The sequence below is a fragment of the Bradyrhizobium macuxiense genome, from assembly GCF_001542415.1.
GTDB lineage: Bacteria > Pseudomonadota > Alphaproteobacteria > Rhizobiales > Xanthobacteraceae > Bradyrhizobium > Bradyrhizobium macuxiense.
This window is the reverse complement of sequence record NZ_LNCU01000097.1, coordinates 8,069-31,014: the sequence shown is the minus strand read 5'-3', so window position 1 is coordinate 31,014 and position 22,946 is coordinate 8,069. Positions and strand designations below refer to the sequence as shown.

At 64.2% G+C, this 22,946-nt stretch carries 21 protein-coding genes and 1 tRNA gene; 10 read left to right on the top strand and 12 right to left on the bottom strand.

The window, feature by feature from the left end:
• Positions 1–92: 92 nt before the first annotated feature.
• Entirely contained in the window at positions 93–1,346 is a 1,254-nt protein-coding gene (locus AS156_RS28990) for an ABC transporter substrate-binding protein (RefSeq protein ID WP_066511906.1), read from the bottom strand.
• Between the two features lie 495 nt (positions 1,347–1,841).
• On the opposite strand from AS156_RS28990, the gene AS156_RS28985 reads away from it, so the two are divergent.
• Positions 1,842–1,915 (top strand) — tRNA-Gln (locus AS156_RS28985).
• A gap of 101 nt (positions 1,916–2,016) precedes the next feature.
• On the opposite strand, the gene cyoD is transcribed toward AS156_RS28985, so the two are convergent.
• From cyoD to AS156_RS28960, 5 genes are all read right to left on the bottom strand, one after another.
• A complete protein-coding gene (gene cyoD / locus AS156_RS28980; RefSeq protein ID WP_066511904.1) occupies positions 2,017–2,406 on the bottom strand; it encodes a cytochrome o ubiquinol oxidase subunit IV in 390 nt (129 codons plus the stop codon).
• On the bottom strand, positions 2,403–3,041 hold the full coding sequence (gene cyoC, locus AS156_RS28975) for a cytochrome o ubiquinol oxidase subunit III (protein WP_066511903.1): 639 nt from the start codon (positions 3,039–3,041) through the stop codon (positions 2,403–2,405). Before cyoC ends, cyoD begins: the two co-directional genes overlap by 4 nt.
• Positions 3,041–5,035, bottom strand: coding sequence for a cytochrome o ubiquinol oxidase subunit I (cyoB, locus tag AS156_RS28970; RefSeq protein ID WP_066511897.1), 1,995 nt, complete (start codon positions 5,033–5,035; stop codon positions 3,041–3,043). The genes cyoC and cyoB overlap by 1 nt, the downstream gene beginning before the upstream one ends.
• Entirely contained in the window at positions 5,035–5,856 is an 822-nt protein-coding gene (gene cyoA / locus AS156_RS28965) for a ubiquinol oxidase subunit II (protein ID WP_066511895.1), read from the bottom strand. The genes cyoB and cyoA overlap by 1 nt, the downstream gene beginning before the upstream one ends.
• Before the next feature lie 195 nt (positions 5,857–6,051).
• A complete protein-coding gene (locus tag AS156_RS28960; protein ID WP_066511952.1) occupies positions 6,052–6,264 on the bottom strand; it encodes a hypothetical protein in 213 nt (70 codons plus the stop codon).
• 271 nt (positions 6,265–6,535) lie between these two features.
• Here AS156_RS28960 and AS156_RS28955 point away from each other — a divergent pair, with 271 nt between their 5' ends.
• Positions 6,536–7,717: an MFS transporter gene (locus AS156_RS28955; RefSeq protein WP_201456122.1), complete on the top strand. Its 1,182-nt coding sequence runs from the start codon at positions 6,536–6,538 to the stop codon at positions 7,715–7,717.
• Between the two features lie 50 nt (positions 7,718–7,767).
• On the opposite strand, the gene AS156_RS28950 is transcribed toward AS156_RS28955, so the two are convergent.
• The gene (locus AS156_RS28950; RefSeq protein WP_066511888.1) at positions 7,768–10,257 is read right to left on the bottom strand and encodes a penicillin-binding protein 1A; all 2,490 of its coding nucleotides are present in this window, start codon (positions 10,255–10,257) and stop codon (positions 7,768–7,770) included.
• 518 nt (positions 10,258–10,775) lie between these two features.
• On the opposite strand from AS156_RS28950, the gene AS156_RS28945 reads away from it, so the two are divergent.
• The gene (locus tag AS156_RS28945) at positions 10,776–11,204 is read left to right on the top strand and encodes a hypothetical protein (RefSeq protein ID WP_066511885.1); all 429 of its coding nucleotides are present in this window, start codon (positions 10,776–10,778) and stop codon (positions 11,202–11,204) included.
• Between the two features lie 17 nt (positions 11,205–11,221).
• Here AS156_RS28945 and ggt read toward each other — a convergent pair whose 3' ends face one another.
• The gene (gene ggt / locus AS156_RS28940; protein ID WP_066511882.1) at positions 11,222–12,958 is read right to left on the bottom strand and encodes a gamma-glutamyltransferase; all 1,737 of its coding nucleotides are present in this window, start codon (positions 12,956–12,958) and stop codon (positions 11,222–11,224) included.
• Between the two features lie 80 nt (positions 12,959–13,038).
• Here ggt and AS156_RS43070 point away from each other — a divergent pair, with 80 nt between their 5' ends.
• Entirely contained in the window at positions 13,039–13,344 is a 306-nt protein-coding gene (locus AS156_RS43070) for an aminotransferase class III-fold pyridoxal phosphate-dependent enzyme (protein WP_066511880.1), read from the top strand.
• A 3-nt stretch (positions 13,345–13,347) separates the two neighbouring features.
• Here AS156_RS43070 and AS156_RS28930 read toward each other — a convergent pair whose 3' ends face one another.
• The 3 genes from AS156_RS28930 to AS156_RS28925 form a co-directional block, all read right to left on the bottom strand.
• Positions 13,348–13,875, bottom strand: coding sequence for a DUF4269 domain-containing protein (locus AS156_RS28930; protein ID WP_066511878.1), 528 nt, complete (start codon positions 13,873–13,875; stop codon positions 13,348–13,350).
• Positions 13,876–14,023: 148 nt separating this feature from the next.
• Positions 14,024–14,305 carry a hypothetical protein gene (locus AS156_RS42415; protein ID WP_136626484.1) on the bottom strand — a complete coding sequence of 94 codons (282 nt, stop codon included), beginning with the start codon at positions 14,303–14,305 and terminating at the stop codon, positions 14,024–14,026.
• Positions 14,306–14,791: 486 nt separating this feature from the next.
• A complete protein-coding gene (locus AS156_RS28925) occupies positions 14,792–15,070 on the bottom strand; it encodes a DUF3551 domain-containing protein (RefSeq protein WP_066511875.1) in 279 nt (92 codons plus the stop codon).
• A gap of 235 nt (positions 15,071–15,305) precedes the next feature.
• Between AS156_RS28925 and AS156_RS28920 the strand changes: the two genes are divergently transcribed.
• Positions 15,306–15,506: a hypothetical protein gene (locus AS156_RS28920; protein ID WP_066511873.1), complete on the top strand. Its 201-nt coding sequence runs from the start codon at positions 15,306–15,308 to the stop codon at positions 15,504–15,506.
• Positions 15,507–15,550: 44 nt separating this feature from the next.
• Here the strand turns inward: AS156_RS28920 and AS156_RS28915 are convergent, their stop codons facing one another.
• The gene (locus AS156_RS28915) at positions 15,551–16,192 is read right to left on the bottom strand and encodes a TetR/AcrR family transcriptional regulator (RefSeq protein WP_066511871.1); all 642 of its coding nucleotides are present in this window, start codon (positions 16,190–16,192) and stop codon (positions 15,551–15,553) included.
• A 315-nt stretch (positions 16,193–16,507) separates the two neighbouring features.
• Between AS156_RS28915 and AS156_RS28910 the strand changes: the two genes are divergently transcribed.
• The 5 genes from AS156_RS28910 to AS156_RS43065 all read left to right on the top strand — a co-directional run bounded on the left by AS156_RS28910 (position 16,508) and on the right by AS156_RS43065 (position 22,524).
• Positions 16,508–17,122 carry a hypothetical protein gene (locus AS156_RS28910; protein WP_066511867.1) on the top strand — a complete coding sequence of 205 codons (615 nt, stop codon included), beginning with the start codon at positions 16,508–16,510 and terminating at the stop codon, positions 17,120–17,122.
• A 217-nt stretch (positions 17,123–17,339) separates the two neighbouring features.
• A complete protein-coding gene (locus tag AS156_RS28905; protein ID WP_066511865.1) occupies positions 17,340–18,608 on the top strand; it encodes an MFS transporter in 1,269 nt (422 codons plus the stop codon).
• Between the two features lie 40 nt (positions 18,609–18,648).
• Positions 18,649–19,929, top strand: a complete 1,281-nt coding sequence (locus tag AS156_RS28900) for a DUF1254 domain-containing protein (protein WP_066511859.1) — start codon at positions 18,649–18,651, stop codon at positions 19,927–19,929.
• A 111-nt stretch (positions 19,930–20,040) separates the two neighbouring features.
• Positions 20,041–22,116: a hypothetical protein gene (locus AS156_RS28895; protein ID WP_210184222.1), complete on the top strand. Its 2,076-nt coding sequence runs from the start codon at positions 20,041–20,043 to the stop codon at positions 22,114–22,116.
• A gap of 252 nt (positions 22,117–22,368) precedes the next feature.
• Positions 22,369–22,524 (top strand): hypothetical protein, encoded by a 156-nt coding sequence (locus tag AS156_RS43065; protein ID WP_160331158.1) that lies wholly within the window; start codon positions 22,369–22,371, stop codon positions 22,522–22,524.
• Positions 22,525–22,946: the final 422 nt, after the last annotated feature.

Below are 22,946 nucleotides of genomic sequence, written 5' to 3'. Positions count from 1 at the left end.
AGCTTCATCATGCTCAAGCGTGCCGGTTCTCGACGCCGTCGCCACTGACGGCAACTGGAAGGGCGGAGGCCTGCGCCCCGCCCTCCACATCATCACCAGCCCTTGTAGGGCATGACCGGCGGCTTCTCGGCATTCGCCTTCGGGAACACCGCGACGTAGTTCTCGCCATCCTGCAACTGGATGATCAGGCCGGAGGCCAGGATATTCTGGCCCTTGTCGTCGAACTTGACGCCCTTGTAGCCGATCATCAGCTGCTCCGGCTTCAGGTCGGTCGCTTTCAGCGCGGCCTGGATCTTGGCCGGCTCGGTCGAGCCGGCGCGGTCGATCGCATCGGCCAGCACGAAGAAGGCCTGCATCTGGCGGGCGGCGGTGTCGTCCATCTCGTCGCCGCTCTTCTCCTTGTAGAGCTTGGCGATGATCGCGGTCGGCGAGCCGGCCGGGCCGACGCTCCAGGACGAGCGGTTGAACACGCCCTGCGAGATCTTGCCGGCCGCCTTGATGAAGGACGGATCGGAATAGCCGGAATCGTCGGCAAGCAGCATCGGCGGCTTATAGTCGAGCGCCTGCATGGTCTTGGCGAACAGGATCGCATCCGACGTGTAGGAGATCATGATGACGACGTCGGGTTTCTTGTCCTTGAGCTGCAGCACCTGGCTCTGCACGTCGGTCGCGTTGGTGGTGTAGGCGACGTCCTGCGCGATCGGATGCCCCTTCTCCTTGAAGGTCGCAGCCAGGGTGTTGGCGACGGAAACGCCGTATTCGGTGGTGTCATGCACCACCGCGATGTTGTCGGTCTTGGCTCCCGAGGCCTTCATCTCGGTGAAGAAGTCGTAATAAACTTGGGCGAAATCGGTCGCGATCGGCGTGGTGCGGAAAAACCATTTGAACCCGCGCTCGGTCAGGTTCGAGGCCACCGACTCGCCGTTGACGAAGGGAATGCCGTACTTCTCGGCGATCGCGCTTGCGGTCAGCGTGATGCCGGACTGATAGGCGCCGGTCAGCGCCACCACCTTCTCTTCGGTGATCAGCCGCAGCGCCTGGTTCTGCCCGGTCGCGGGGCTGCCCTGGTTGTCGGCGAACACCACCTCGACCTTGGCGCCGCCGAGGCCGGCCAATCCGGCATTCTTGGCGAGCGGGAAATTGCCGAATTCGGGATGCGCGTTGTTGATGATGTCGAGCGCGACCTCGATCGCCGCCTTGGCGTGAACGCCGGCGCTGGCCGCATTGCCGCTCAGGGGAAACACCGCGCCGATCTTGACGGTCTTCTGCTGCGCCATCGCGCCCGAAGCCAGTCCCATCGCGATCGCGGCCGCGGCGAGCGGCCCGACAAGTTTCGACAATCTCATATGAACGTCTCCGAAGGTCCCGTGGCCGTGCTGACGGGAAACGTTCGGGCAAAATGCCGCCGCCTCCCCCTTTGTTTTTCTTGGTGTGCCAGCATCGCACGCGTCTCATGAACCGGCAAGTTAACGCGCCGCCGGTTGCGATCGCCTGCGACTAAAGTCGCTGCAACGAGAATGTGCCGCGGCGATCTTCGCGCGTGCTGCGCGCGTTTAGGTCGCTGCCCGCGCGCGAGGAAGTTGAGGATCTGCTGGCCGCACGACCGACCCCATCTCGAGCATCGTGCTCCAGGTGTCGGGACGGCTGCCCTCGGGCACGCGAGCGAGCAGGGCCAAAGGAGGGTATTTTGACGCCAAACGGGCGTCATCAATGCTTGCCAAGTCCGGGACCAAGCGGGTAGAACGACCCCACTCGCGCGGGGCGCGCTGATTTGCCAGCCGCCCTCGCCGCAAAAATTGCCCGGTCATTCAGCTAAGCTATTGACGCCGTTGAGTAATTTTTGGGGAATGGTGTAACGGTAGCACAACAGACTCTGACTCTGTTTGTCTTGGTTCGAATCCAGGTTCCCCAGCCAGGTTTGGCAATCCCCTAGCCGTCAAGTCCGCGCCGGCTTCCGCGCGACGCGGCAGAACGGAGATCGTGGCCCGGCCAGCGCCGTGCCCCCTGATCCCACCTCTACCGCTGCATCTGCATGATCTGATCCATCGGCATCATGTTCTGATTCAGGTTGGACATGATCCACAACGATCCGCCGATCACGAGGAAGACGATCAGGACGCCGAAGGCCAGCGCCATCACATTGTTCGTGTTGTCGGGGCCTGTGGTGATGTGCAGGAAGAACACCAGATGCACGCCCATCTGGGCGATCGCGAGTACGACGATCGCGACGGGGATGCTGGGCTGCCACACGAGGTCGGTGCCTGCGATGAAGAACGAGGTGATGGTCAGCACGATGGCAATGCCAAGACCGACGACGTAGCCGAGGATTCGCGCCCGGATCTGGATTTCGCCTTCATCGCCAGGTGCGACGTCGGTCGCATGGGGTTCGAGGGGAAGATCACTCATTGGCCGGCTCCGAGCAGGTAGACCACCGAGAACAGCGCCACCCAGATGATGTCGAGTGCGTGCCAGAACAGCGCGAAGCACAACAAGCGGCGCTGGATATCGGCGCGAAATCCCTTCGCGATGACCTGCGCCATCATCGTCAGAAGCCAGAGCACGCCCGCGGACACATGCAGGCCGTGACATCCAACCAGGGTGAAGAAGGCCGAGAGGAAGGCGCTTCGCGTCGGGCCGGCGCCCCGCGCAACGAGGCTCGCAAACTCCCTCACCTCGAGCGAGAGGAACGCCAGGCCGAGCGCGCAGGTCAGCGCCATCGCCAGCTGGAACAGGGTCTTCTCGCGCACATCGGCCGCGATGCTGGCGAGCCCGCAGGTGAAGCTCGACAGCAGAAGACACCCGGTCTCGGCCGCGACCGAGCGAAGATCGAACAGTTCGGATCCCTTCGGCCCATCCGCGGTCTGCCCGGACAGCACCGCGTAGGCCGCGAAGAAGCACGAGAACATCACGATGTCGCTGAGCAGGAAGATCCAGAAACCGTAGCCGGTCACGATCCGCTTGGACGCCGGTCCGGCGTGGTCGGCCGCGTGGAGGCCACCCAAATGATGCGGATCGGCATGCCCGAGGACTATCGTCGACATCAGACCGCTCCGCTCATCAAGGCACGCCGCGCGTCGACATTGACCTGGTCGATCCGCGCCACGTCGGCAGCCGGAATGACGTACTCATCATGGTCGCGCCAGGCGAACACCACGAACGTCGCGAACGCCCCGACCATTCCCGCCGCGACCATCCACCAGATGTGCCAGATCAACGCAAACCCCATCACGGTGGCGAAGAAGGCGCAGACAAATCCGGTCGGCGAATTCCGCGGCATCTCGATGTCCTTGTAATCGGGGCTCTGGTCGCTCGCCCCATCGCGCCTCGCGCGCACCTTCATCGCCCAGTAGGCGTCAGCCCCGCTTACGACGGGTGTGACGGCGAAATTGAACACCGGCGGCGGCGACGCCGTAGCCCATTCGAGCGATCGGCCGTCCCAGGGGTCACCGGTGCGATCGCGCAACTCGACCCGATGGCGGATGCTGACCACGAGCTGCAGGATCTGGAACACGATCCCGGCGAAGATGATCAACGCGCCGACGGCCGCGACCAGCAGCCAGGGGCGCCATTCCGGCACGTCGTAATGCTGCATCCGGCGCGTCATGCCGAGCAGCCCGACCGCATAGAGCGGCATGAAGGCCACGTAGAAGCCGATCAGCCAGCACCAGAACGCCGCCTTCCCGAGTCCCTCATGCAGACGGAAACCGAAGGCCTTCGAAAACCAGTAGGTGTAGCCGGCGAAAGCACCGAACAGCACGCCGCCGATGATGACGTTGTGGAAATGGGCCACCAGGAAAAGGCTGTTGTGCAGCAGGAAATCGGCCGGCGGGACCGCGACCAGAACGCCGGTGAGTCCGCCGATCAGGAAGGTCACCATGAATCCGATTGCCCACAGCATCGGCGTCGTGAAACGGACCCGCCCGAGATACATCGTGAACAGCCAGTTGTAGATCTTCACGCCGGTCGGCACCGCGATGATCATGCTGGCGATGCCGAAGATCGCGTTGACGTTCGGCCCCGCGCCCATTGTGAAGAAATGATGCAGCCACACCATGAAGGAGATGACGCAGATCGCCATGGTCGCGAGCACCATCGAGCGGTAGCCGAACAGCGGCTTGCCGGAGAACGTGGACACGACTTCGGAAAAGATCCCGAATGCCGGCAGCACGAGGATGTAGACCTCCGGATGTCCCCACGCCCAGATCAGGTTCATGAACATCATGACGTTGCCGCCGGCTTCGTTGGTGAAGAAGTGGAAGCCGAAATAGCGGTCGAGGATCAGCATCGCCAAGGTCGCCGTCAGGATCGGAAACGCCGCGACGATCAGCAGATTCGACGCCAGCGTGGTCCAGCAGAACATCGGCATGCGTAGATAGTTCATGCCCTTGGTGCGCAGCTTCAGCACCGTGGTGACGAGATTGATGCCGGCCACCAGCGTTCCGATGCCCGAGATCTGCAGCGACCAGAGATAATAGTCGACGCCGACGCCGGGCGAATAGGTCAGCTCCGACAACGGCGGATAAGGCAGCCATCCGGTGCGCGCAAACTCGCCGACGACAAGCGAGATGTTCACCAATAGGGCCCCGGTTGCCGTCAGCCAGAAGCCGACGGAATTGAGCGTCGGGAATGCAACGTCGCGGACGCCGAGCTGCAATGGCACGACGAGATTCATCAGGCCGATCACGAACGGCATCGCGACGAAGAAGATCATGATCGTGCCATGCGCCGAGAATATCTGATTGTAATGCTCGGGCGGCAGATAGCCCTGCGCCTGGAATGCGACCGCCTGCTGGCCGCGCATCATCAGCGCGTCGGCGAAGCCGCGCAGCAGCATGACCAGCGCGAGCAGCGTGTACATCACGCCGATCCGCTTGTGATCGACGCTGGTGATCCACTCGCGCCAGAGATACGGCAGGTGCCCGGCGAGCACGACCCAGGCGAGCACAGAGAGAATGACGAGCGCCACCACGCCCGAGGTGATCATGGGGATCGGCTGGTCGATCGGGATGGCCGACCAGCTAAGCTTGCCGAACATCAGTGACTCCGTGGCGAGACTTCGGCTTGCTGGTCCAGCGATGGACCGGGCGCTGCCGGGATGTGCTGGCTGGCCACCGCGTGAAACAGCAAGGGGTCATCCAGCCGGAAGGTGAGCTTTGCGTCGCCGACGGATTGCCGCGCCAGCTTGCCGTAGCTGTCGGCATTCAGGGCCTGGCTGCTCTTCGCCGCCTGCGCCACCCAATCCGTGAACGCGATCTGCGAGACGACGTGGACGTCGAACATCATGCCGGGAAAGCCGTCGCCGCTGAAATGCGCCGAGAGCCCCTGAAAGGTTCCCTCATTGTCGGCCCGGAGTTGCAGATGGGTGACCATCCCGTTCATGGTGTAGATCATGCTGCCGAGCTGCGGGATGAAGAACGCATTCATCACGCTCGACGACGTCAATTCAAACTGCAGCGGAGAGCCGACCGGCACGGTCAGCGCGTTGAGGCTGGCGACACGCTGATCGGGATAGATGAACAGCCACTTCCAATCGAGCGAGACGACCTGGATCCGAAGCGGCGGTCCCGTCCCCTCGACCGGACGGGCGGGATCGAGTTGATGCGCCCCGATCCAGGCGACGCCGCCGAGCAGGATGATCGTCAAGGCGGGGATGGCCCAGACCACCATTTCCACGCGGCCCGAATAGGCCCACTCCGGCTGATACTGCGCCCGCGGATTGGAGCTGCGGTACCAGTAGGCGAAGCCGAGGATGGCCGCGATCGTGGGCAGGATGATCGCAAGCATGATGGCGACGGAATCCACCAGGATCGTCCGCTCAGCCGCAGCTATGGGGCCCTGGGGATCAAGGATATTCATCGCGGGGTTGAACCCTGCCCGGAAACGCCTGCAGGGCGATCAACGACGCGGGAACCAATTCGGTTCCCGCAAAATTGCGTCCGGCCGGACGCAATTCACCTCGGGAGGATACGGATTCGCCGGCCTGCCTCGCCGGCACCTTCCTTGAAAGCACCTGTCTTGAAAGCACCTATCTTCGACCGCAGTCGCGAAAGCTCATGTGGCGCGCTGTGTCAGGGCGCCCTCGTCTTCCTCGCGTGCGGGCACGCTCACGTGAACTTCATGGCCTTCCCGTATCGCGAGCGATGCGGCGGCGGACGCTGCCTCGAATGCGGCCTCCTTCGTGGCGTATCCGCCGTTCAGATTGCCGTCGTGCAGAACGCCCCATTCGTCGCGAACGGGGATCACCGAGTACTGAGCCAATCCCATTGCCATCTCCTCGAGCGCTCCAACGCGATCGACCGGGCCGGCAAGACCCGTCCATTGCCGTCTCCAATCGTTGATCCGCGCTTCGAACACGCTGTTTCTCGGACCCAAGTCTGCGCTATCGCGTTTGTTCCTGTGCACCGCACCGACCTGCCGCATCGCGACAATCGCGCGCCGGGGGAGTTCCGCTCGAGACCAACGGGCGCGCCGGACCATGACCAGCCGAGAAACCAAGACACCTGCCAGCAAGACACGCGACATCAAGACACTCGCCATGACCGGGCCGCTGTGGGCGTTGCTCGCATTGAATTTCTTCATGGCCGATATGCAGTCCGGAATTGGACCGTTCGTCGGGGTCTTCCTGCAGAGCCACGGCTGGACCAGCGGGCTGATCGGGACTGCGCTGACGATCGGGAACGTCGCGGGGATGCTGATCACCACGCCGATCGGCGGCTTCATCGATACGACGGATCACAAGCGCGCGTGGGTCATCGTGCCGGGCGTGGCGGTCGTCGTCGCATCGGCCGTCATCCTCGTGTCGCAGGCGTTCTGGGCCGTTGCGCTGTCGCAGATCGCGACCTCCATCGCGGGAGCCGCAATCGTTCCGGCGGTGACGGGCATCACGCTCGGCATGGTCAGGCAACGCGGGTTCAACCGGCAGAACGGCCGCAACCAGGCCTTCAACCACGCGGGCAACATGCTGGGCGCAGCAGCCTCAGGCTATCTCGGCTGGCGCTACGGATATGTCGCGGTGTTCCTGCTCGCTGCGGGATTCGGCGTGCTGACGATCGCGAGCGTGATGATGATTCCGTCGGATGCGATCGATCATCATGCCGCGCGCGGCAAGGAAGACGACCCCGAAAGCCAGCCGCACGGATTTACCGTGCTGGTCAAGCACAAGCCGCTGTTGGTGCTTGCCGTCTCGCTCGCGATCTTCCATCTGGGCAACGCCGCGATCGTGCCGCTCTACGGGCTCGCCGCGGTCGCGGGTGGTCTCACCAATGGCCCCGGCGTGGTGGCGACCACGATCGTGGTCGCGCAAGGCGTCATGGTGATCATGTCCGTCGTCGGCATGCATGCTGCCGAACGCCGCAATTTCTGGCCGGTTCTGCTCGCATCGTTTCTCGCGCTGCCCGCGCGCGGCGTGCTCGCGTATTTCCTGTCGGGCTGGTGGGGTGTGTTTCCGGTGCAGATTCTCGATGGCATCGGCGCGGGCCTGCAGAGCGTGGCCGTGCCCGGAATCGTCGCCCGCACGCTCAACGGGACCGGCCGCGTGAATCTCGGCCAAGGCGCGGTCATCACCATCCAGGGAATTGGCGCCTCGCTGAGCCCCGCGCTTGGCGGCTGGATCGCGCAATGGATCGGCTACCAGCTCGCCTTCCTCTGCCTCGCGGGCTTCGGCCTGCTCTCGGTCGCACTCTGGATTTCACTGCGAGGTGTCGTGAAGCACTATTGAACGCAGCCTCACGCGGCACTGCGGCCCGCGCAAGCGGGCTACTCCAAGCGTCAGTACAGCCCGCCCGTCCCCGACCGCACGATCGCGCGATCCGCGTCCGGCGCAATCCCGGCCTGGGTGCCATCGATCACGTCGGTACCCGGAACGACGTTGTCATAGACCGGTGGCGCCTGGCCCGGCTTGAAGGCTTCGAGCAGCGTGCCGCTCGTCTCGCCTGGACCGGCGCGCGCGCCGGTCTTGGCGACGACGCGGACCAGCCTGATGCCGGGCGGGATCTTGAACGGAACGGCCGGCTTGTCGGCCAGCGCGAGCTTCATGAAGTCGCGCGCGATCGGGGCTGCGGTATGACCAGCCTGCGCGGTCCTGCCGAGCGAGCGCGGCTTGTCGTAGCCGACATAGAGACCGACGACGAGGTCCGGCGAGAAGCCGACGAACCACAGGTCCTTGGCCTCGTTGGAGGTGCCGGTCTTGCCGGCGATCGGCTTGCCGACATCTCGCAGCGCCGTGCCGGTGCCGGCCTGCACCACGCCTTCCATCAGCGAGGTGATCTGGTAGGCGCTCATGGGGTCGAGCACCTGCTCGCGGTGATCGATCAGCTGCGGCTCGGGCTGGTTCTTCCATCCCTCCGGCGCATCGCAGCCGATGCATTCGCGCTGATCGTGCTTGAAGATGGTGTGGCCATAACGATCCTGGATGCGGTCGATCAGGGTCGGCTTCACGCGACGGCCGCCATTGTCGATCATCGAATACGCGGTGACCATTCGCATCACCGTGGTCTCGCCGGCGCCGAGCGCATAGGAGAGATAGTTCGGCAGCTCGTCATAGACGCCGAAGCGGCGTGCATATTCACCGATCAGCGGCATGCCGATCTCCTGCGCGAGTCGCACCGTCACGGTGTTGAGCGACAGCCGCAGCGCATTGCGCAGCGTGACCTGGCCCTGATAGCGGCCGGTGGAGAAGTTCTCCGGACGCCACACCTGGCCCTGCCCGAGGTCGATCTCGATCGGCGCGTCGACCATCATGGTCGATCCCGTGTAGCCATTGTCGAGCGCCGACGAATAGACGATCGGCTTGAACGTCGAACCCGGCTGCCGGTAGGCCTGCGTCGCGCGGTTGAACTGGCTCTGGTCAAACGAGAAGCCGCCGACCATCGCGAGCACACGGCCGGTATGCGGATCCATCGCCACCATCGCACCCGAAATTTCCGGGATCTGGCGCAACCGGTATTGCCCCTCGATGATGTGGCCGTCCTTATAGAGCGGATCGGCGTAGATCACGTCACCGGGCTGCAGCACCTGCGCCACCGAGGTCGGCGTCTTGCCCCTCAGAGGTCCGGAGGCAGCCTTCGCCCATCTCACGCCGTCGATCGAGACAAGGCCGGTCTCGCGATCCTTGCTGATGGCGCCGCCGAGCACCCGCCCCGGCTGGAAGCCGATCCGCGCCGATTGCGGGCTGGTCTCCAGCACCACGGCCATCCGCCACGGCGAGATGTCGGAGAGCGATTTGACGTCCGCGAGCGGCACGCCCCAATCACCGGAAATGTCGAGCTTTTGAATCGGGCCGCGATAGCCCTGCTGCTCGTCGTAATTCACGAGCCCGGCCACCATGGTCTTGCGCGCCATCACCTGGATCTTGGGATCGAGCGTGGTGCGGACCGACAGGCCGCCTTCATAGAGTTTCTTCTCGCCGTAGCGTTCGAAGATGTCGCGGCGGACTTCTTCCGAGAAATATTCGCCGGCGAAGGTGTGCGCGCCGCTGGAGCGGTTGGTCACGACCAGCGGGTCCTTGCGCGCCTTGTCGGCATCGGCCGCGGTGATCCAGCCGTTCTCCTGCAGGCGGTCGATCACGTAGTTGCGCCGCTCGACAGCGCGTGCGTGGTTGCGCACCGGATGCAGGCTGGCCGGCATCTTCGGCAGCGCCGCCAGATACGCGGCTTCCGCGACGGTCAGCTCGTTCACCGACTTGTCGAAATAGACAAGCGAGGCAGCCGCGATGCCGTATGCGCCGAGGCCCAGATAGATTTCGTTGAGGTAGAGCTCGAGAATCTTGTCCTTGGAATAGGCCTTCTCGATCCGCATCGCGAGCAAGGCTTCCTTGATCTTGCGGGAGAACGACACCTCGTTGGTCAGCAGGAAGTTCTTGGCGACCTGCTGGGTGATCGTGGACGCGCCCTGCGGACGGCGGTTGGAGCCGTAGTTCTGGATGTAGGCCAGGCCGGCGCGCGCCATGCCGGTATAATCGACGCCGCCATGCTCGTAGAAATTCTTGTCTTCGGCGGCGAGGAACGCGTTGATCACAAGCTTGGGCACCGCCTGGATCGGCAGATAGAGCCGGCGCTCCTTGGCGTATTCGGCGAGCAGCGAGCCGTCTGACGCGTGGACGCGCGTCATCACCGGCGGTTCATAGTTCTGCAGCTGTGAATAGTCGGGCAGATCCTTGGAAAAATGCCAGAACAGGCCCGCCACCGCAGCGAGGCCAGCCAGAAACAGGATCGATCCTGCGGTGAACAGAAATCCAAAGAACCGTAACAGCAATCTCATCGACGAAGTCCCGTGGCGAATACGGGGATCATTCTGAGCCCGCTGCCTGCCACACCGGTCGTCGGTATATCGGTCGCTCCCGGGACCTGCAATTCGATGAGGGATAATTATAGCGGCTCAGGCGCCAAACTTATGCCATAGAGCCGGGCTCGCGCTCCCAGCCAAGTCAGTGAGTTCCCCAAAGCGACTGTCCGGAGGCCACAACGGGGCCATCCGTCGCCGACGAGGCCTGTTCGAAACGCTGCGGGACGGATGACTAGTCCGGCCGGCGTCACATTCCGGTCCCCGGCGGATCGATCACATACGCGCGACGTCGCCCGACCGCGCCCACCCCGCCCGGCTCCCGCATGCCAGTCCACCGGACCCAAGTCCGTGCGCCCCGCCGACTCAGACCGGCTACACCGCTGGGACTTCAGCACCCCATCGGCACAACCGGAAATTGGTCGTCGTTAATCGTGCATTAACCATGTTGGCCGCATCGTGTTACCTGACAACTGACTCGCGACGGGCTGACGTCCATGGCACTGCGCGGTTTTAGACGACCGTTTGTGACCACCGAAAATATTCTTGGGTTTCCAAGGCCGCCCGCCCCCAATGCGGGCTCCGAGGCTCTCGACCTTGTCTATCAGGCATCGGACCTGCTCCGCGCGATCGAGGATCGGGCTCGCGCCACCGAAGCACGCGCCGAGGCGGCAGAGCGGGCCCAGCTCGAAATCATCAACGCAACCGAGCGGAAGCTGAGAGACGCGTCCAGGGCGCTTGAAGAGGCGCAAAAGCGCATCGAAGCCCAGCAGCAACAGCTCGAGGCGATTGAGTTGCGTGCCGAGGCCGCCGAAGCCGACGCGCGCGAAGCCCGGCAGACCCTGACCCTCGTCGAAGACGCGATTCGCCGACGGCTGCTCCTCACCGGCGAACAACCGGACCGCAGGTCGGCCGCCGTCGCCTGAGACACGGCCGATGGCGATCAGTAGCCGGCCGCGAGCCCGGTGTTGAGGCGCGGGTCGTTCGCGCCATAGAATCGATTATTGCCGACCGGCTTGCCGCCCAGCGACGGCGCGCCGATGATGATGATCGCCAGGTGATTGGGAGGTTGCGGCGGCCCGAACTTGTGTCCCATCCCTTCCAGGATCTTCCGTGTGTCCGGCGACAGCGCGTAATCCTCCACATTGGTCGGGTCGGGCAGCCATTGCTGATGGAAGCGCGGCATGTCCACGGCTTCCTGCGCATTCATGCCGTAATCGATGGCGTTGATCATCGTCAGCATCACGGCCGTGATGATGCGGCTGCCGCCCGGCGTGCCCAGCACGATGACCGGCTTGCCATCCCTGGTGACGATGGTCGGGCTCATCGAGGACAGCGGACGCTTGCCCGGCACGATCGCATTGGCTTCGCCCTGCACCAGACCGTACAGGTTCGGAACGCCGACCTTGGCAGTGAAGTCGTCCATCTCGTCGTTCAGCAGCACGCCGGTCTTGGCCGCGGTCACCTTGGCGCCGAACCAGTCGTTCAGCGTGTAGGTGACCGACACCGCGTTGCCGTCCTTGTCGGCGATCGAATAATGCGTGGTGTTGCTGCCCTCATGCGGCGCGACGCCCGGCTTGATGTCCCTGGAGACGCCGGCCTTGGTCGGGTCGATCGCGGCGCGGATCTTCGCCGCGTAGTTCTTGTCGAGCAGGCGGTCGAGCGGGTTCTTCACGAAGTCGGGGTCACCGAGATAGCTGTTGCGATCGACGTAGGCGTGCCGCATCGCCTCGATCTGGTAGTGCGTCGCCTGCGCGGAGTGGTAGCCGAGATCCTTGAGCGGATAGCCCTCCAGGATGTTCAGCATCTCGCAGATGATTACGCCGCCCGAGCTCGGCGGCGGCGCGGAGATCACGTGATAGCCGCGGTAGTCGCACTCGGCGGGCGCCAGTTCGCGGACCTTGTAGTTGTCGAGGTCCTCCTGCGTCAGCAGGCCCTTGCCGGCCTGGCTCGACGCCACGATCGCAGCGCCGACCCAGCCCTTGTAGAAGCCGTCGGTGCCGCGCTTGCTGATCTCGCGCAGCGTTTCGGCGAGTTCGTGCTGCGTCAGCTTCTCGCCGACTTCAAAGGGCTTGCCGCTGTTGAGGAAGATCGCGGCAGTGGCCGGATCGTCCTTGAGGTCGTCGGTCGCCGAGTGCAGCATGTCGACGTCGCCCTGGTCCAGCGCGAAGCCGTCCTCAGCCAGTTGCAGCGCAGGCGCGATCAGATCGGCGCGCTTCATGCTTCCGTATTTCTCGCGCGCATATTCCATTCCCGCGACGGAACCGGGCACCCCGACGGCGAGATGGCCCTTGGTCGACAGGCCCTTGACGACGTTGCCATCCTTGTCGAGATACATGTTGGCGGTGGCACCCTTCGGTGCGACCTCACGGAAATCGAGGAAGGTCTTCCGGCCGTCGGCGAGCTGGATGGTCATGAAGCCGCCGCCGCCGAGATTACCGGCCGCGGGATAGACCACCGCGAGTGCGTAACCAACCGCGACTGCCGCATCCACGGCGTTACCGCCCCGCTTCAGCACATCGACGCCCACCATGGTGGCGAGATGCTGCGCTGTGACCACCATGCCGTTCTCGGCTGCGACCGGCGCAACGGACGCGGCATGGCCCGGCGCAGTTGCCGTGACGCCGATCGACACAATCGCGGCGGCGATCCACCGCACGCTCATCCCCGGATGTCGCATTGGAAACTCCCCCGCGAACGCCGACTGTCGCGGCGCTTGTTGCTATCTAGGCGCGCAAACCTAGCAGGCTGCCCGCTCACATGCCATGGGGTCGTTTCTCGCGACGACGCGAGCGCGCGGCGCATCGCACCGGCCTGGGAAACCGCCGCCCATGCCTTGAGGGACGCGCCCTATGTCATCGATATCAGGAACATCGGCCTGCTGAGCCGCGCGACGGCGCCGCCGGTGCGCGGGGTATCGAGTGTGCGGCGCGCAGCTACGATGACGGCATCCTGATCCGCTCAGCCGGCGACACCTTGATGATCTCGCCGCCCCTGATCATCACCGAGGAGCAGATCGAGGCGATCTTCGCCGCGATCCGTCGCGCATTGAACGCGATCGCCTGAGGCTCAGCCGAGATCGCTGGCCGCGAGCAGCGCGCACAACTCCGCATCGCTCGCCGCGGCCAGATCGAGCAACCCGGGATAAGGATCGCCGCCGATGCCGAGCACGGCGGCGAAGGCCGGCTCCGTCTTCATTCCGGCGGCTCTTCGCGCGCCGACGGCCTGCCGCAGCCGCCCGTCGTCCAGCGCCAGCAGCCGACGCTCGACCTCGAAGTGGATCCAGCCGCGCTGCCGATCCACCGGACGCGTGTCGCCGAACAGCTCGAACGGCCACCCGTCCCACACGAACCGGGCAATCACCGGCCGCGTATCAGACCTCCACCGGTACAGCGCAAAGCCATCGGCCGTTCGATAATGCTGCCAGAGCACCTCTGCGAAGGCGTTCGGATCAGGCGCATGGCAGACGATGTCGATGTCACTGCCGGATACCGCAAGGTCGAGCGGAAGTGCGCCGACGATCCGCGGATCGAAACGCTCCAGGACCTCGGTCACTTCCGAACGCGTGATCGCTAATGCGTAATCCTGGACGCCCATCTCGCAAATGCCTCTCGCCGCCCGGTCGCTATGCTAGCCGATTTGGCGATGGCTGCATTGCACCTGCAGCGAGGCGGCACAGCGCTCACTCAAGATGCAATAAAGCAGAGCCCCGGCAAGCGGGGCCCTGCTCTTCGATCAAGAACCGTCACTGATGGCGATGGCCCGCGCTTCCTACGGTACGGCCATGACGTGGGCGCATTTCCGCACGCGCATTGCTCGGCGAGCGCGGTGACGCGACGCCACCCTGCCCGACCGTCGGCGCCGGTGCAGGCTTCACCGCCAGCCCCTGCGTGAAGGGATCACGGTCGGGATATTGCGCACATTCCGCGCACTGCGCGGACGCTGATGACGTGAACATCATGGATGCCATAAATGCTGCAGCAAGCGTGAGAGACGCTGCAGCCAAGCCTTTGGTACGTTTCTTCATTGTTTTTCTCCTTGGCCCAGCCCGCGTGCTGAAGTGGCATCTCCTCACGGTGGGTTAACCCACGTTCTGGTGGGGCTGCTATGCGCGGCTCACGGCCATGCGCACGGCTCGTCGCAGCCAAGCGATTTCGTGCAACGACATCGCACGAACGTGAAATCTCGACAACGGCCGCGATCTCCGCAGTCGGCAAGCCGCCGCAATTGAAGATCGCTTCGCGGACCGCGCGACGCCGCTCAGAAAGCGGGAAGCTGGCCCGGCAGCTTGTCCTTGATGAGTTGGCGGATGGTCTCGTTCTGATAGGCGCGCACGAGCTTCGGCACCCAGGGGGCATCCTTGTCACGCTCGCGCACGCCGATGCAGACGAACCGGGCGCAGGAAGACCGGTCTCAAGTCCACCGACCGTGATTCGAACCGGCCGAGATTCGATATGTCAGCGGCGCGAACGCCACCCGCCACCGGACAACGAGGCCGATCAGTCTCGATCAGTCAGCGATAGAAGCGATCCTGTTGCGCAAAGCCGTATTGCGGATTGATCCCGCAATAGGCGTCGGTGCCCGAGGCAGTCGCCATGCATTGTTCATAGGTCGCGAATCCGCAGTTTCCGGGATAACCCCAGATGCGACCTTGGATGCAATAGCGATCGGCAGGCTCGTATCGCGACACGTAGCGATCGCTATGGTGGCGCCGCGAGGCCGCGGGGGAAGCCGACACGGTCACGACCAGGATTGCGGCCGCGGACATCACGGTGAAAAGCAGGCGGTTCATTGTCATTCCTCGAGTCTTGTTCGCCAACGCAACACAAATAAGCGGTTCCGCTCGTCAAACCAAGTCGAGCCGCGAAAACGTGACGCTCTCTGCCGCCTTCGTCTTGGTTCCAGGCCTGTGGCTCGCGGCCGATCTCTCGACTCATGAACCGGGTTCGCTGCTGCTCCGCTCTCTCGTCATAGGAACGCTTCTCCGGACCTGGCGTTAGCCGGCCGTGGGGTCAACAGGACGCGCGATGCACGGTTACACGGCCTACGTCCTTAGCTACGACGACCGCATCATGCGGCGGGTCGACCTGTTCTGCCGCGATGACGATGACGCGATGGAACAAGCCAGGGATCTGGCCGACGTGCTTGCCGTCGAGCTCTGGGACGGCGCGCGCAAGATCGGCAAGTTCGAACCGGCGCACCTGCCGAACTCTCCAACCATCAACTGATCGCCGACCCCGGCGGTATGCCGATCCGGATGGCAGCCCCCTGCCTATGCCGGGCTTTCCATTTCGATTTGCCGCAAGGCCGCGACCAACAGGAGCCTGAGGCACTCCTTCGCTTCGGGAATGCTCCGGCTCGGATAGGTGCGGAGCGACTGCCACATCTCCCAGTCGACAAGCGTGGCGATGCCGACAAGCCATTGCCGCCGCGCTTCCGCGGGCAGCCGGTCGAGCTCGGCGGCAAACCACCGGTCGACCACATCGCGAAATGCCTTGCGCACCCGGAGACGGTGCTTCTGCAGCTGGGGCGATGTCTCGATCATCGCGTTGGAGGCACGACGATGCGGCGTCATGTTCTCGAGCGTCCGGGTTCGCATGTCGACGAACTGCGCAAGACGGGCCTCCAGCCCGCCCTGCATGTTGGATTCCGACGGCGGCGGCTCGATCGGCTCCGGCGTCAGCCGCTCGAGCACCGCCTGCCTGAGCTGTCCTTTCTCCGGAAAGTGCAGGAAGAACGTCCGCATGGACACAGCGGCACGGTCAGCGATCTGCTGCGACGACGGCTTCAACACGCCTTCATTCTGCAGCGCGATGCACGCGGCGACGATGTTGCGGCGGGTGATCTGGGCGCGTTGTCGCCGGCCGTCGACGGGCTCGGCAAGAGATTCAGCGCGGGGCGAGCGAGAAACCATCAATCGCAATCCTTCAAAGTTTGATCCCGTCTTAGCAAAACCCCGCGCGAGACAATATTCGCAGACCGACCGAGCCGCGAGAATTTTGCGCATCCAGGCTTTGCCGGGCCCCGGCGATCAGCCATGCCCTTCCTGCCCTGCGATGTCGAGGCGACTTGACGCCGCTCGCGCGGTCATTATTATTGCATAGAATTATGCAATAATAAATGCCGGCGAGGAACGGTCTGTCTTCCGGTGGCGACGCGAGTTTCCGCCCTTCGGTCGCAGCGCCGGCATATGCAAACGTGTCCTAAACCGGACCGCCAGGGAGAAGCCATGCCCGATACGAACTATCGCGTCCTCAGGTTCGACGAGCTCGTCGTTCAGCCCAATCACGGCGAGGACGTTGCCAAAGCAGTCAGATCCGCTGGGGCGCCGCGCAACGCCCAACTTCTCGGAGTCTTCCAGCCCCTGATCGGCGTTTCGAGCAACATCGTCACTGTCGTCACCAATTGGACCGGCGAGCCCCCACCGCCTTATGAGAATACGCAGATCCGCGATGTCCGCAGTCGCCTGTTCGACACACTGGCGCGCGGGCAGACGCCGTGCACGGCAAGTGGCATCTACACCCATCGCTGGTTCGTCGTCGCACCGGATCAGGTGCAAACGCTGACAGAGCTGAGCGTCGAGGCCTGGCGATCGTCCGAATCGGACACCGGGATGCGCATTGCAGGCTTCTGGCACTGCCGTCAGCCCACCGCCAATGGCGAGGCGCTGGTGTTGATGATCGTCAACTATCCGAGCCTCACGGCGTGGGACGAGAGCCGCTACTGGAAGCCGAAGCCCGAGCACCAGGCGCAACCGAACCGCGAGGTCTGGGGCGGACTGTTCGCGCGACGGCGCAACATCCTGCGCGATTCCTGGGTCACCGTGCATCAGCTCGCGAAGTAGCACCTCACACGTCCGAAGGGACGGCGGCGGCTTGACACGGCTCAAACGCCAAACCTATAACTGCATAAATATATGCAAAAAGATTTCGGGAGGATCACCGTGTCGTTCAGCGGCAACGCAACATCGCAGATCGGCCCTCCGACAGTGGTCCCCAGCCGCATCGCTTGCGTCGAGCTGCCGGTCGCGCAGCGCGCGCTCACCGCTTGCGCGTGATCCGATGGGGCAGCAGGTCATAAGCCCCGGCTGGCGCGTCGTCATCGGCTCGGGAATCGGCATTTCGTTCGGCGCAGCGCCGATCTTCACGACGGGATTCGCGCTGCTGACCAGCGCCATGGCGCACGACTACGGCTGGACCCAGACCGACGTCGCGCGGGCCGCGACCATCGTGCTGTCGGCGACGATGGTCGCTTATCTGTTCTGCGCCTGGCCGCTCGACCGCCTGGGGTCGCGAAAGTTCGCGGTCATCAGCATCGCCCTGTTCGCGATATCCCTTGCCGTTCTGAGCCAGGTCGGAAGTTCACTAACCCAGTTCTATCTCGCGGCCGCCCTGTTCGGCTTCGTCGGCGCAGGGACCAACGTCGTATCCTATGCCAAGGCGATCTCCCGCTGGTTCGATCAAAAACGGGGCCTCGCCCTTGGTCTTGCCGCGAGCGCGCAGGCCGGCGGCAGCTTCGTCGTCCCGCTCGCTGCCCATTGGATCATCACGCAATACGGCTGGTCGGCTGCCCTGCTGACATTTGCCGCGTTCGAGATCGTCGTCTGCCTGCCGCTCGTGGCGTGGCTGGTGAAGGACAGCCCGCCCGCGGATGCTCCGGCGCCGGATGGAGGCAACCGCACGCAAATCATGGAAGCGCAGGCGCCGGAGAACGGCATCGGCGCCGCGGAAGTCATCCGCTCCGCGACTTTCTGGAAGCTCGCGCTCTGCTTTGCGGTGATCGGGATGTCGTTCTACGCGATCGCGCCCAACACCATGTACATCCTGACCCGGCGAGCCGACGTGACTGCAGCCGACGTCGCCTGGATCCAGGCGATCGGCGCCATCGCCGCGTTGTTCGGGCGCATCCTCGTCGGACATCTGCTCGACCGGCTGCATGCGCGCGTCGTCTGCATCCTGACCGTGCTGTTCATGGCGGCCTCGATGCTGATCAATGCGACCGCGAGCGGAGCTGCGACCATGGCGGCCGCCTCGATCCTGATGGGCTTTGCGATCGGTGGTGAAGCCGACCTGATGCCCTATCTGGCCGGGCGCTATTTCGGCACGCGCTCCGTCTCCAAGGTGTTCAGCTGGCTGCTGTTCGCCTTCTGCATTGGTGCCGCCGCCGGGCCGGTCGCGTTCGTCCGGCTCTCGACATTGAGCGGCAGCGTCGTCACGCCATTGCTGCTGCTGTCCGCGCTGCAAATCGTCCCCGTCGCGTTGTTCCTGTCGCTTGGCCGCTACCGGACCGCGCCGGAGCCCGCCCTCAACCTCGCCGTCGCGCCGTCATGATCGTCGCCGCTGCTCGATCGCCGTATCTGGAGCCAATGACATGAGCCTCAGCGACTTGCTTCCGACATCAGCACCTGCAGCGGCATCGTCGCTTGCTCCCGCGGCCCGGGAGGCTGCGCTCGCAGGGGCCGCCGGCGAGGCCTTCATCTACGCCCTGCCGCTGATCGAGATGGCGGCGCTGCGCCATCGCACGAGGCGTACGAATGTGTTGACCCATCAGCGCACCCTGCTCGACAACACCCACCGCTGGGTCACGACACCGAACAACGACACCCTGTATTCGTTTGCCTGGCTCGACCTGACTGCTGGCCCGCTGCGCCTGACCATTCCCGCGACCGGAGATCGCTATTTCTCGGTCGCCTTCATGGACATGTTCACCAACAACAACGCCGTGCTCGGCGTGCGCACGATCGGCAACGCGGGCGGCACCTTCACGATCACAGGTCCCGGCCAGGCGGGTGCCGGCCCCAACATCGTGCGCGTCGCGACCCCGCATGCCTGGTTGCTGGTCCGAACGCTGGTCGACGGTCCTGCCGATCTCGAGGCCACGCACCGGGTGCAGGACGGCTTCGCACTCGAGGGAGCGCCCGGCGCCACGCTCGAGGCGTTTGCGGATCGCAACGCCGCGGCGCCGGAATTCTTCGCAAGCGTCAGAAGCCTGCTCGCATCGGATGCGCCGCCGGCAACCGACGTCGCGGTGCTCCGTCGCATCGCGGCCGTCATCGACGTGGCAGCGCCGACGGCGGCGGAAGCCGACGCTATCGCTGCCGGCCTCGCCAAGGCGCGATCCGCGCTGACATCGGCGGCGAAGCGGCCGGTCTTCATCGAGGGCTGGAGCTATCCGCGTCCCTGCCTTGGCAATTTCGATCAGGATTATCGCTATCGCGCTGCCGTCGCGCTGTGGGGCATCGGCGCGCTGCCGGTTGCCGAAGCGATGTATATGCGGGCCGCGGGAAATCTCGAGAACGGCTTCTTCGACGGCCTGGACGACTATCAGCTCCGCCTGCCCGCAAACATGCCGCTGAACGGCTTCTGGTCGCTGACGATGTACGAAGCGGCCGAGGACAATCAGCTGTTCCTCGCGGAGAACCCGCTGCGGCGCTACGCGATCGGCGACCGGACCAGGGGGCTCCGGCGCAATGCGGACGGCTCGATCACGCTCTGGATCGGCCGCACCGATCCGGGCGGCGACCGCACCGCGAACTGGCTGCCTGCGCCGCGGAGCGGCCAGTACAGCCTGATCATGCGCTGCTATCTGCCACGCAACGACATGCTGGAAGGTCGCTGGCGCCTGCCGCCGGTCGAGGAGGTTCGGAGCTAGCACATTCCAGGGCCTGGACGGTTCGAGGGGACCGGGTCTACAACAACACTGTTGGGGGCGATGATGATGCGGACGAGCGTATTCCCTGGCGCGGTCGCCGGGCTGTTGTGCATGCTTGCAGCAGCGCAGGCGGCGGACCAGGCGACCACCGACAATCGCGACATGTCGAAGAAGGCCGTGAGGCTCAAGGCGCCGCCGCCGGCCGAGAAACCGTTCTTCCTGATCAACGACAACCGCGTCACCTTCTCGTCGTTTGCCGGCGGCGTTCCCGGTTACGCTGCGAACTCGCAGAGCTCGACGCTGGCCTTCACCCATTTCGACGCCTGGGCCTACGGCACCAACAGCTTCTCGCTGTTGATGTCGAAATACGATCACGGGGCCGCCACCGCGCCCTGCCTCGGGTCCGTGCTCGCGCCGACCGGATTATGCGCCGGCGGCGTGGCGGCCTCGGCATCGATCCGCAGCACCCTCGGCTGGAACGAACTGTTCGACACCAAGATCTTCTCAGCCGGCCCACTGACCAACATCTCGTTCCTGGTCGGCGCAGACGCCATCGCCACCAACATCTTCACCGCATCGAGCAATTACGATGTGCTCGCCGGCCTGCAGTTCGGCTTCAAGCTGCCCTACAAGGGCTATTTCAACATCAGCCCGATGTACTTTCAAAGGCTGCAGCACGGCGCTCAGCTGGAGCCTCCGGGCTTCGGCGGCGCCATCTCCATGCCGCCGCCCTATCCCGGCCTTCCCGACGGCGTGATGCACTTCTCGTCGACCTGGGGGCTCGATTTCAATTACTACATGGATCTCGGCTTCCTGCCCGAGAACCTGCAGTACTTCTCGGTCAGCGGGCGCGCCTCGATCCGCGGCCCTGACGGCAACGGCGGTTACGGCCCCTACCCGAGAAGCCCGCTCAACAATCGCACGATCGCCTATGCGCTCGAACCGATCCGCCTGACGCTCGACGCCGGCAAGCTGTTCTGGGGCGCAGATTATGCGCACCTCGTGGATGTCTGGGCGGCCTGGCGCTACGATCGAAACATCAGCGGCTATGCCGAGGCGTATGACACGTCGTGCATCACGAAGGGGGTCTACAACGGCAGCTGCTCCAGCAACGGCGTCTACTCCGGCATCACCGTGAAGCTGGGCGCGCCGGTGCCGGGCACACCGTCGCTATCGCCGTTCGGCACGCCGTTCTTCACCAGCGTCGACAACACCTTCACCTATGGCGTGCTGCCGAGCGCGACCTCGCCCGGCGAAACCGCGCAGACCGTGAAGCAGGTCTACGCCTTTACCCACACCGACAGCTGGGCTTACGGCACCAACCGTCTCTATACTGAGGTGCTGAAATCGGATCACCGGGATCCGGCCTCGCCCTGCGAGGCGATCTACAGCCATCCGGCGTTCGGCAGCGAGGCGCCATGCTCCGGCAACATGGAGATCAACGCCTCGCTGCGCAGCACGTTCGGGTTCAACGAAATCTTCAACACCACGGCCTTCAGGGCCGGACCGCTGCGCAACGTCTCGTTCGAAGTCGGCGGCGACGGACGAACCACGCTGAGCTACTCGGCCCCGGCCAAGGAGGCGATCGTCGCCGGCCTGCAATTCGCCTTCGACCTGCCGTTCAAGAGCTACCTGAACGTCGCCCCGCTCTATTATCGGGAATGGAATCATTCGGTTTATGCGTATCCCAACAACGCCGGCAACAGTCCGTACGGCATCGGGCTCTACGGCAAGCCGCCGTATTACGGCCTGATGCCGCCGGGCTATACCGGAACGATCGACGGCAATCTGCACTACAACCCGACCTGGGCGCTGGAGGTCGACTACGGCAGCGACCTTGGTTTCCTGCCCGAGAGCCTGCGCTACTTCTCGGTGAGCGGGCATGTCGGCATCTACGGCCCCAAGGGCACCGGCGCCTACGGCCCCTACAGCCTTCCGCCGGGCTGGAAGACCGCGACGGAAATCAACGCCGAGCCGATCCGCCTGAGTTTCGACGCCAGCAAGGCACTGTGGGGAGAAAAATACGCCCACTTCCTCGAGACGTTCGTGGCGTACCGCTACTGGAAGAACAAGTTCGGACTTGATGGCAGCAACCCGGCCAACGGCATCTGCTTCTTCGCCGACGGCACGAGCAACAAAAGCTGCACCGAACAGACGGTCTATGCCGGCGTGACCATGAAGTTCTGACGGCAGCAGGTGGTCCCCTTCGGGGAGCCTGCCCGATCGCCCCGCCGGCATCACCCGTTCGCAACCGTTGCCGGTTTGTGTCCTGCGCGCTCGGTTCGCGACGTGCTGTTGCTGATCAGATTCGAGTGATTTCAAGCTGCGGATATCAGCACTTTGTGTTGAACCCCGACTATTTCGATCGATGTCCCGCGCCTTATGTGCGCCCTTTTCCGTGCGAGACATGGCCCAACCTAACGCACCTGGACGACTCGAATGTCCGACGACGATCGCTACAGAGAACTTTTCAATCGCGCGCACGAGGCGGTGATAGCCGCGGCCGATGCGCGCAAGAGCAAGATATTCGCCAAATCAGCTTTCCTGGTCTCCGTGGTCACGCTCGCCGTTGCGCTGCTCGACTTCCTGAAATGACGAAGCGCGGCGCTCACGCAGCGACGACAGGTCGGCTGAGTGCTCCGGCAGCGGGGTCTGCATGTGGCGGCTGCGCCTGTCAGTGATCTGTCCGGTCTAAGCACTCGACCGGGCGATCCAGTACGCCGCGGCCTCTCGACTCTTGCACTGACGTCCCTGGAATACTGGATCACCCGCATGCGCGGGTGATGACGGCGAACAAGTTGTTTGACAGTTGAATCGCAGCCCGCCCTGTCATTGCGAGCGTAGCGAAGCAATCCATCGTGCCGCACATGTGAGACGATGGATTGCTTCGTCGCCGCGCTCCTCGCAATGACGCGGATGGAGCGCCTCACGATCCGCTTTTGCTATCCTCCGTCCCCCACCCGCAGCCGGCTGTGGCGGCGGCCGTAGACCGCGTAGATCACCAGCCCGATCACGAG

Bases quoted from the DNA above. Each gene is read 5' to 3' on its own strand.
- AS156_RS28905 (WP_066511865.1), top strand. From the start codon at position 17,340: ATGGGGCAGCAGGTCATAAGCCCCGGCTGGCGCGTCGTCATCGGCTCG.
- cyoA (WP_066511895.1), bottom strand. From the start codon at position 5,856: ATGAATATCCTTGATCCCCAGGGCCCCATAGCTGCGGCTGAGCGGACG.
- AS156_RS28945 (WP_066511885.1), top strand. From the start codon at position 10,776: ATGGCACTGCGCGGTTTTAGACGACCGTTTGTGACCACCGAAAATATT.
- AS156_RS28895 (WP_210184222.1), top strand. From the start codon at position 20,041: ATGCTTGCAGCAGCGCAGGCGGCGGACCAGGCGACCACCGACAATCGC.
- AS156_RS28960 (WP_066511952.1), bottom strand. From the start codon at position 6,264: ATGGGATTGGCTCAGTACTCGGTGATCCCCGTTCGCGACGAATGGGGC.
- AS156_RS28930 (WP_066511878.1), bottom strand. From the start codon at position 13,875: ATGGGCGTCCAGGATTACGCATTAGCGATCACGCGTTCGGAAGTGACC.
- AS156_RS28955 (WP_201456122.1), top strand. From the start codon at position 6,536: ATGACCGGGCCGCTGTGGGCGTTGCTCGCATTGAATTTCTTCATGGCC.
- AS156_RS28950 (WP_066511888.1), bottom strand. From the start codon at position 10,257: ATGAGATTGCTGTTACGGTTCTTTGGATTTCTGTTCACCGCAGGATCG.
- AS156_RS28920 (WP_066511873.1), top strand. From the start codon at position 15,306: ATGCACGGTTACACGGCCTACGTCCTTAGCTACGACGACCGCATCATG.
- cyoD (WP_066511904.1), bottom strand. From the start codon at position 2,406: ATGAGTGATCTTCCCCTCGAACCCCATGCGACCGACGTCGCACCTGGC.
- AS156_RS28990 (WP_066511906.1), bottom strand. From the start codon at position 1,346: ATGAGATTGTCGAAACTTGTCGGGCCGCTCGCCGCGGCCGCGATCGCG.
- ggt (WP_066511882.1), bottom strand. From the start codon at position 12,958: ATGCGACATCCGGGGATGAGCGTGCGGTGGATCGCCGCCGCGATTGTG.
- AS156_RS28925 (WP_066511875.1), bottom strand. From the start codon at position 15,070: ATGAACCGCCTGCTTTTCACCGTGATGTCCGCGGCCGCAATCCTGGTC.
- AS156_RS28910 (WP_066511867.1), top strand. From the start codon at position 16,508: ATGCCCGATACGAACTATCGCGTCCTCAGGTTCGACGAGCTCGTCGTT.
- cyoC (WP_066511903.1), bottom strand. From the start codon at position 3,041: ATGTCGACGATAGTCCTCGGGCATGCCGATCCGCATCATTTGGGTGGC.
- cyoB (WP_066511897.1), bottom strand. From the start codon at position 5,035: ATGTTCGGCAAGCTTAGCTGGTCGGCCATCCCGATCGACCAGCCGATC.
- AS156_RS43070 (WP_066511880.1), top strand. From the start codon at position 13,039: ATGCCATGGGGTCGTTTCTCGCGACGACGCGAGCGCGCGGCGCATCGC.
- AS156_RS43065 (WP_160331158.1), top strand. From the start codon at position 22,369: ATGTCCGACGACGATCGCTACAGAGAACTTTTCAATCGCGCGCACGAG.
- AS156_RS42415 (WP_136626484.1), bottom strand. From the start codon at position 14,305: ATGAAGAAACGTACCAAAGGCTTGGCTGCAGCGTCTCTCACGCTTGCT.
- AS156_RS28915 (WP_066511871.1), bottom strand. From the start codon at position 16,192: ATGGTTTCTCGCTCGCCCCGCGCTGAATCTCTTGCCGAGCCCGTCGAC.
- AS156_RS28900 (WP_066511859.1), top strand. From the start codon at position 18,649: ATGAGCCTCAGCGACTTGCTTCCGACATCAGCACCTGCAGCGGCATCG.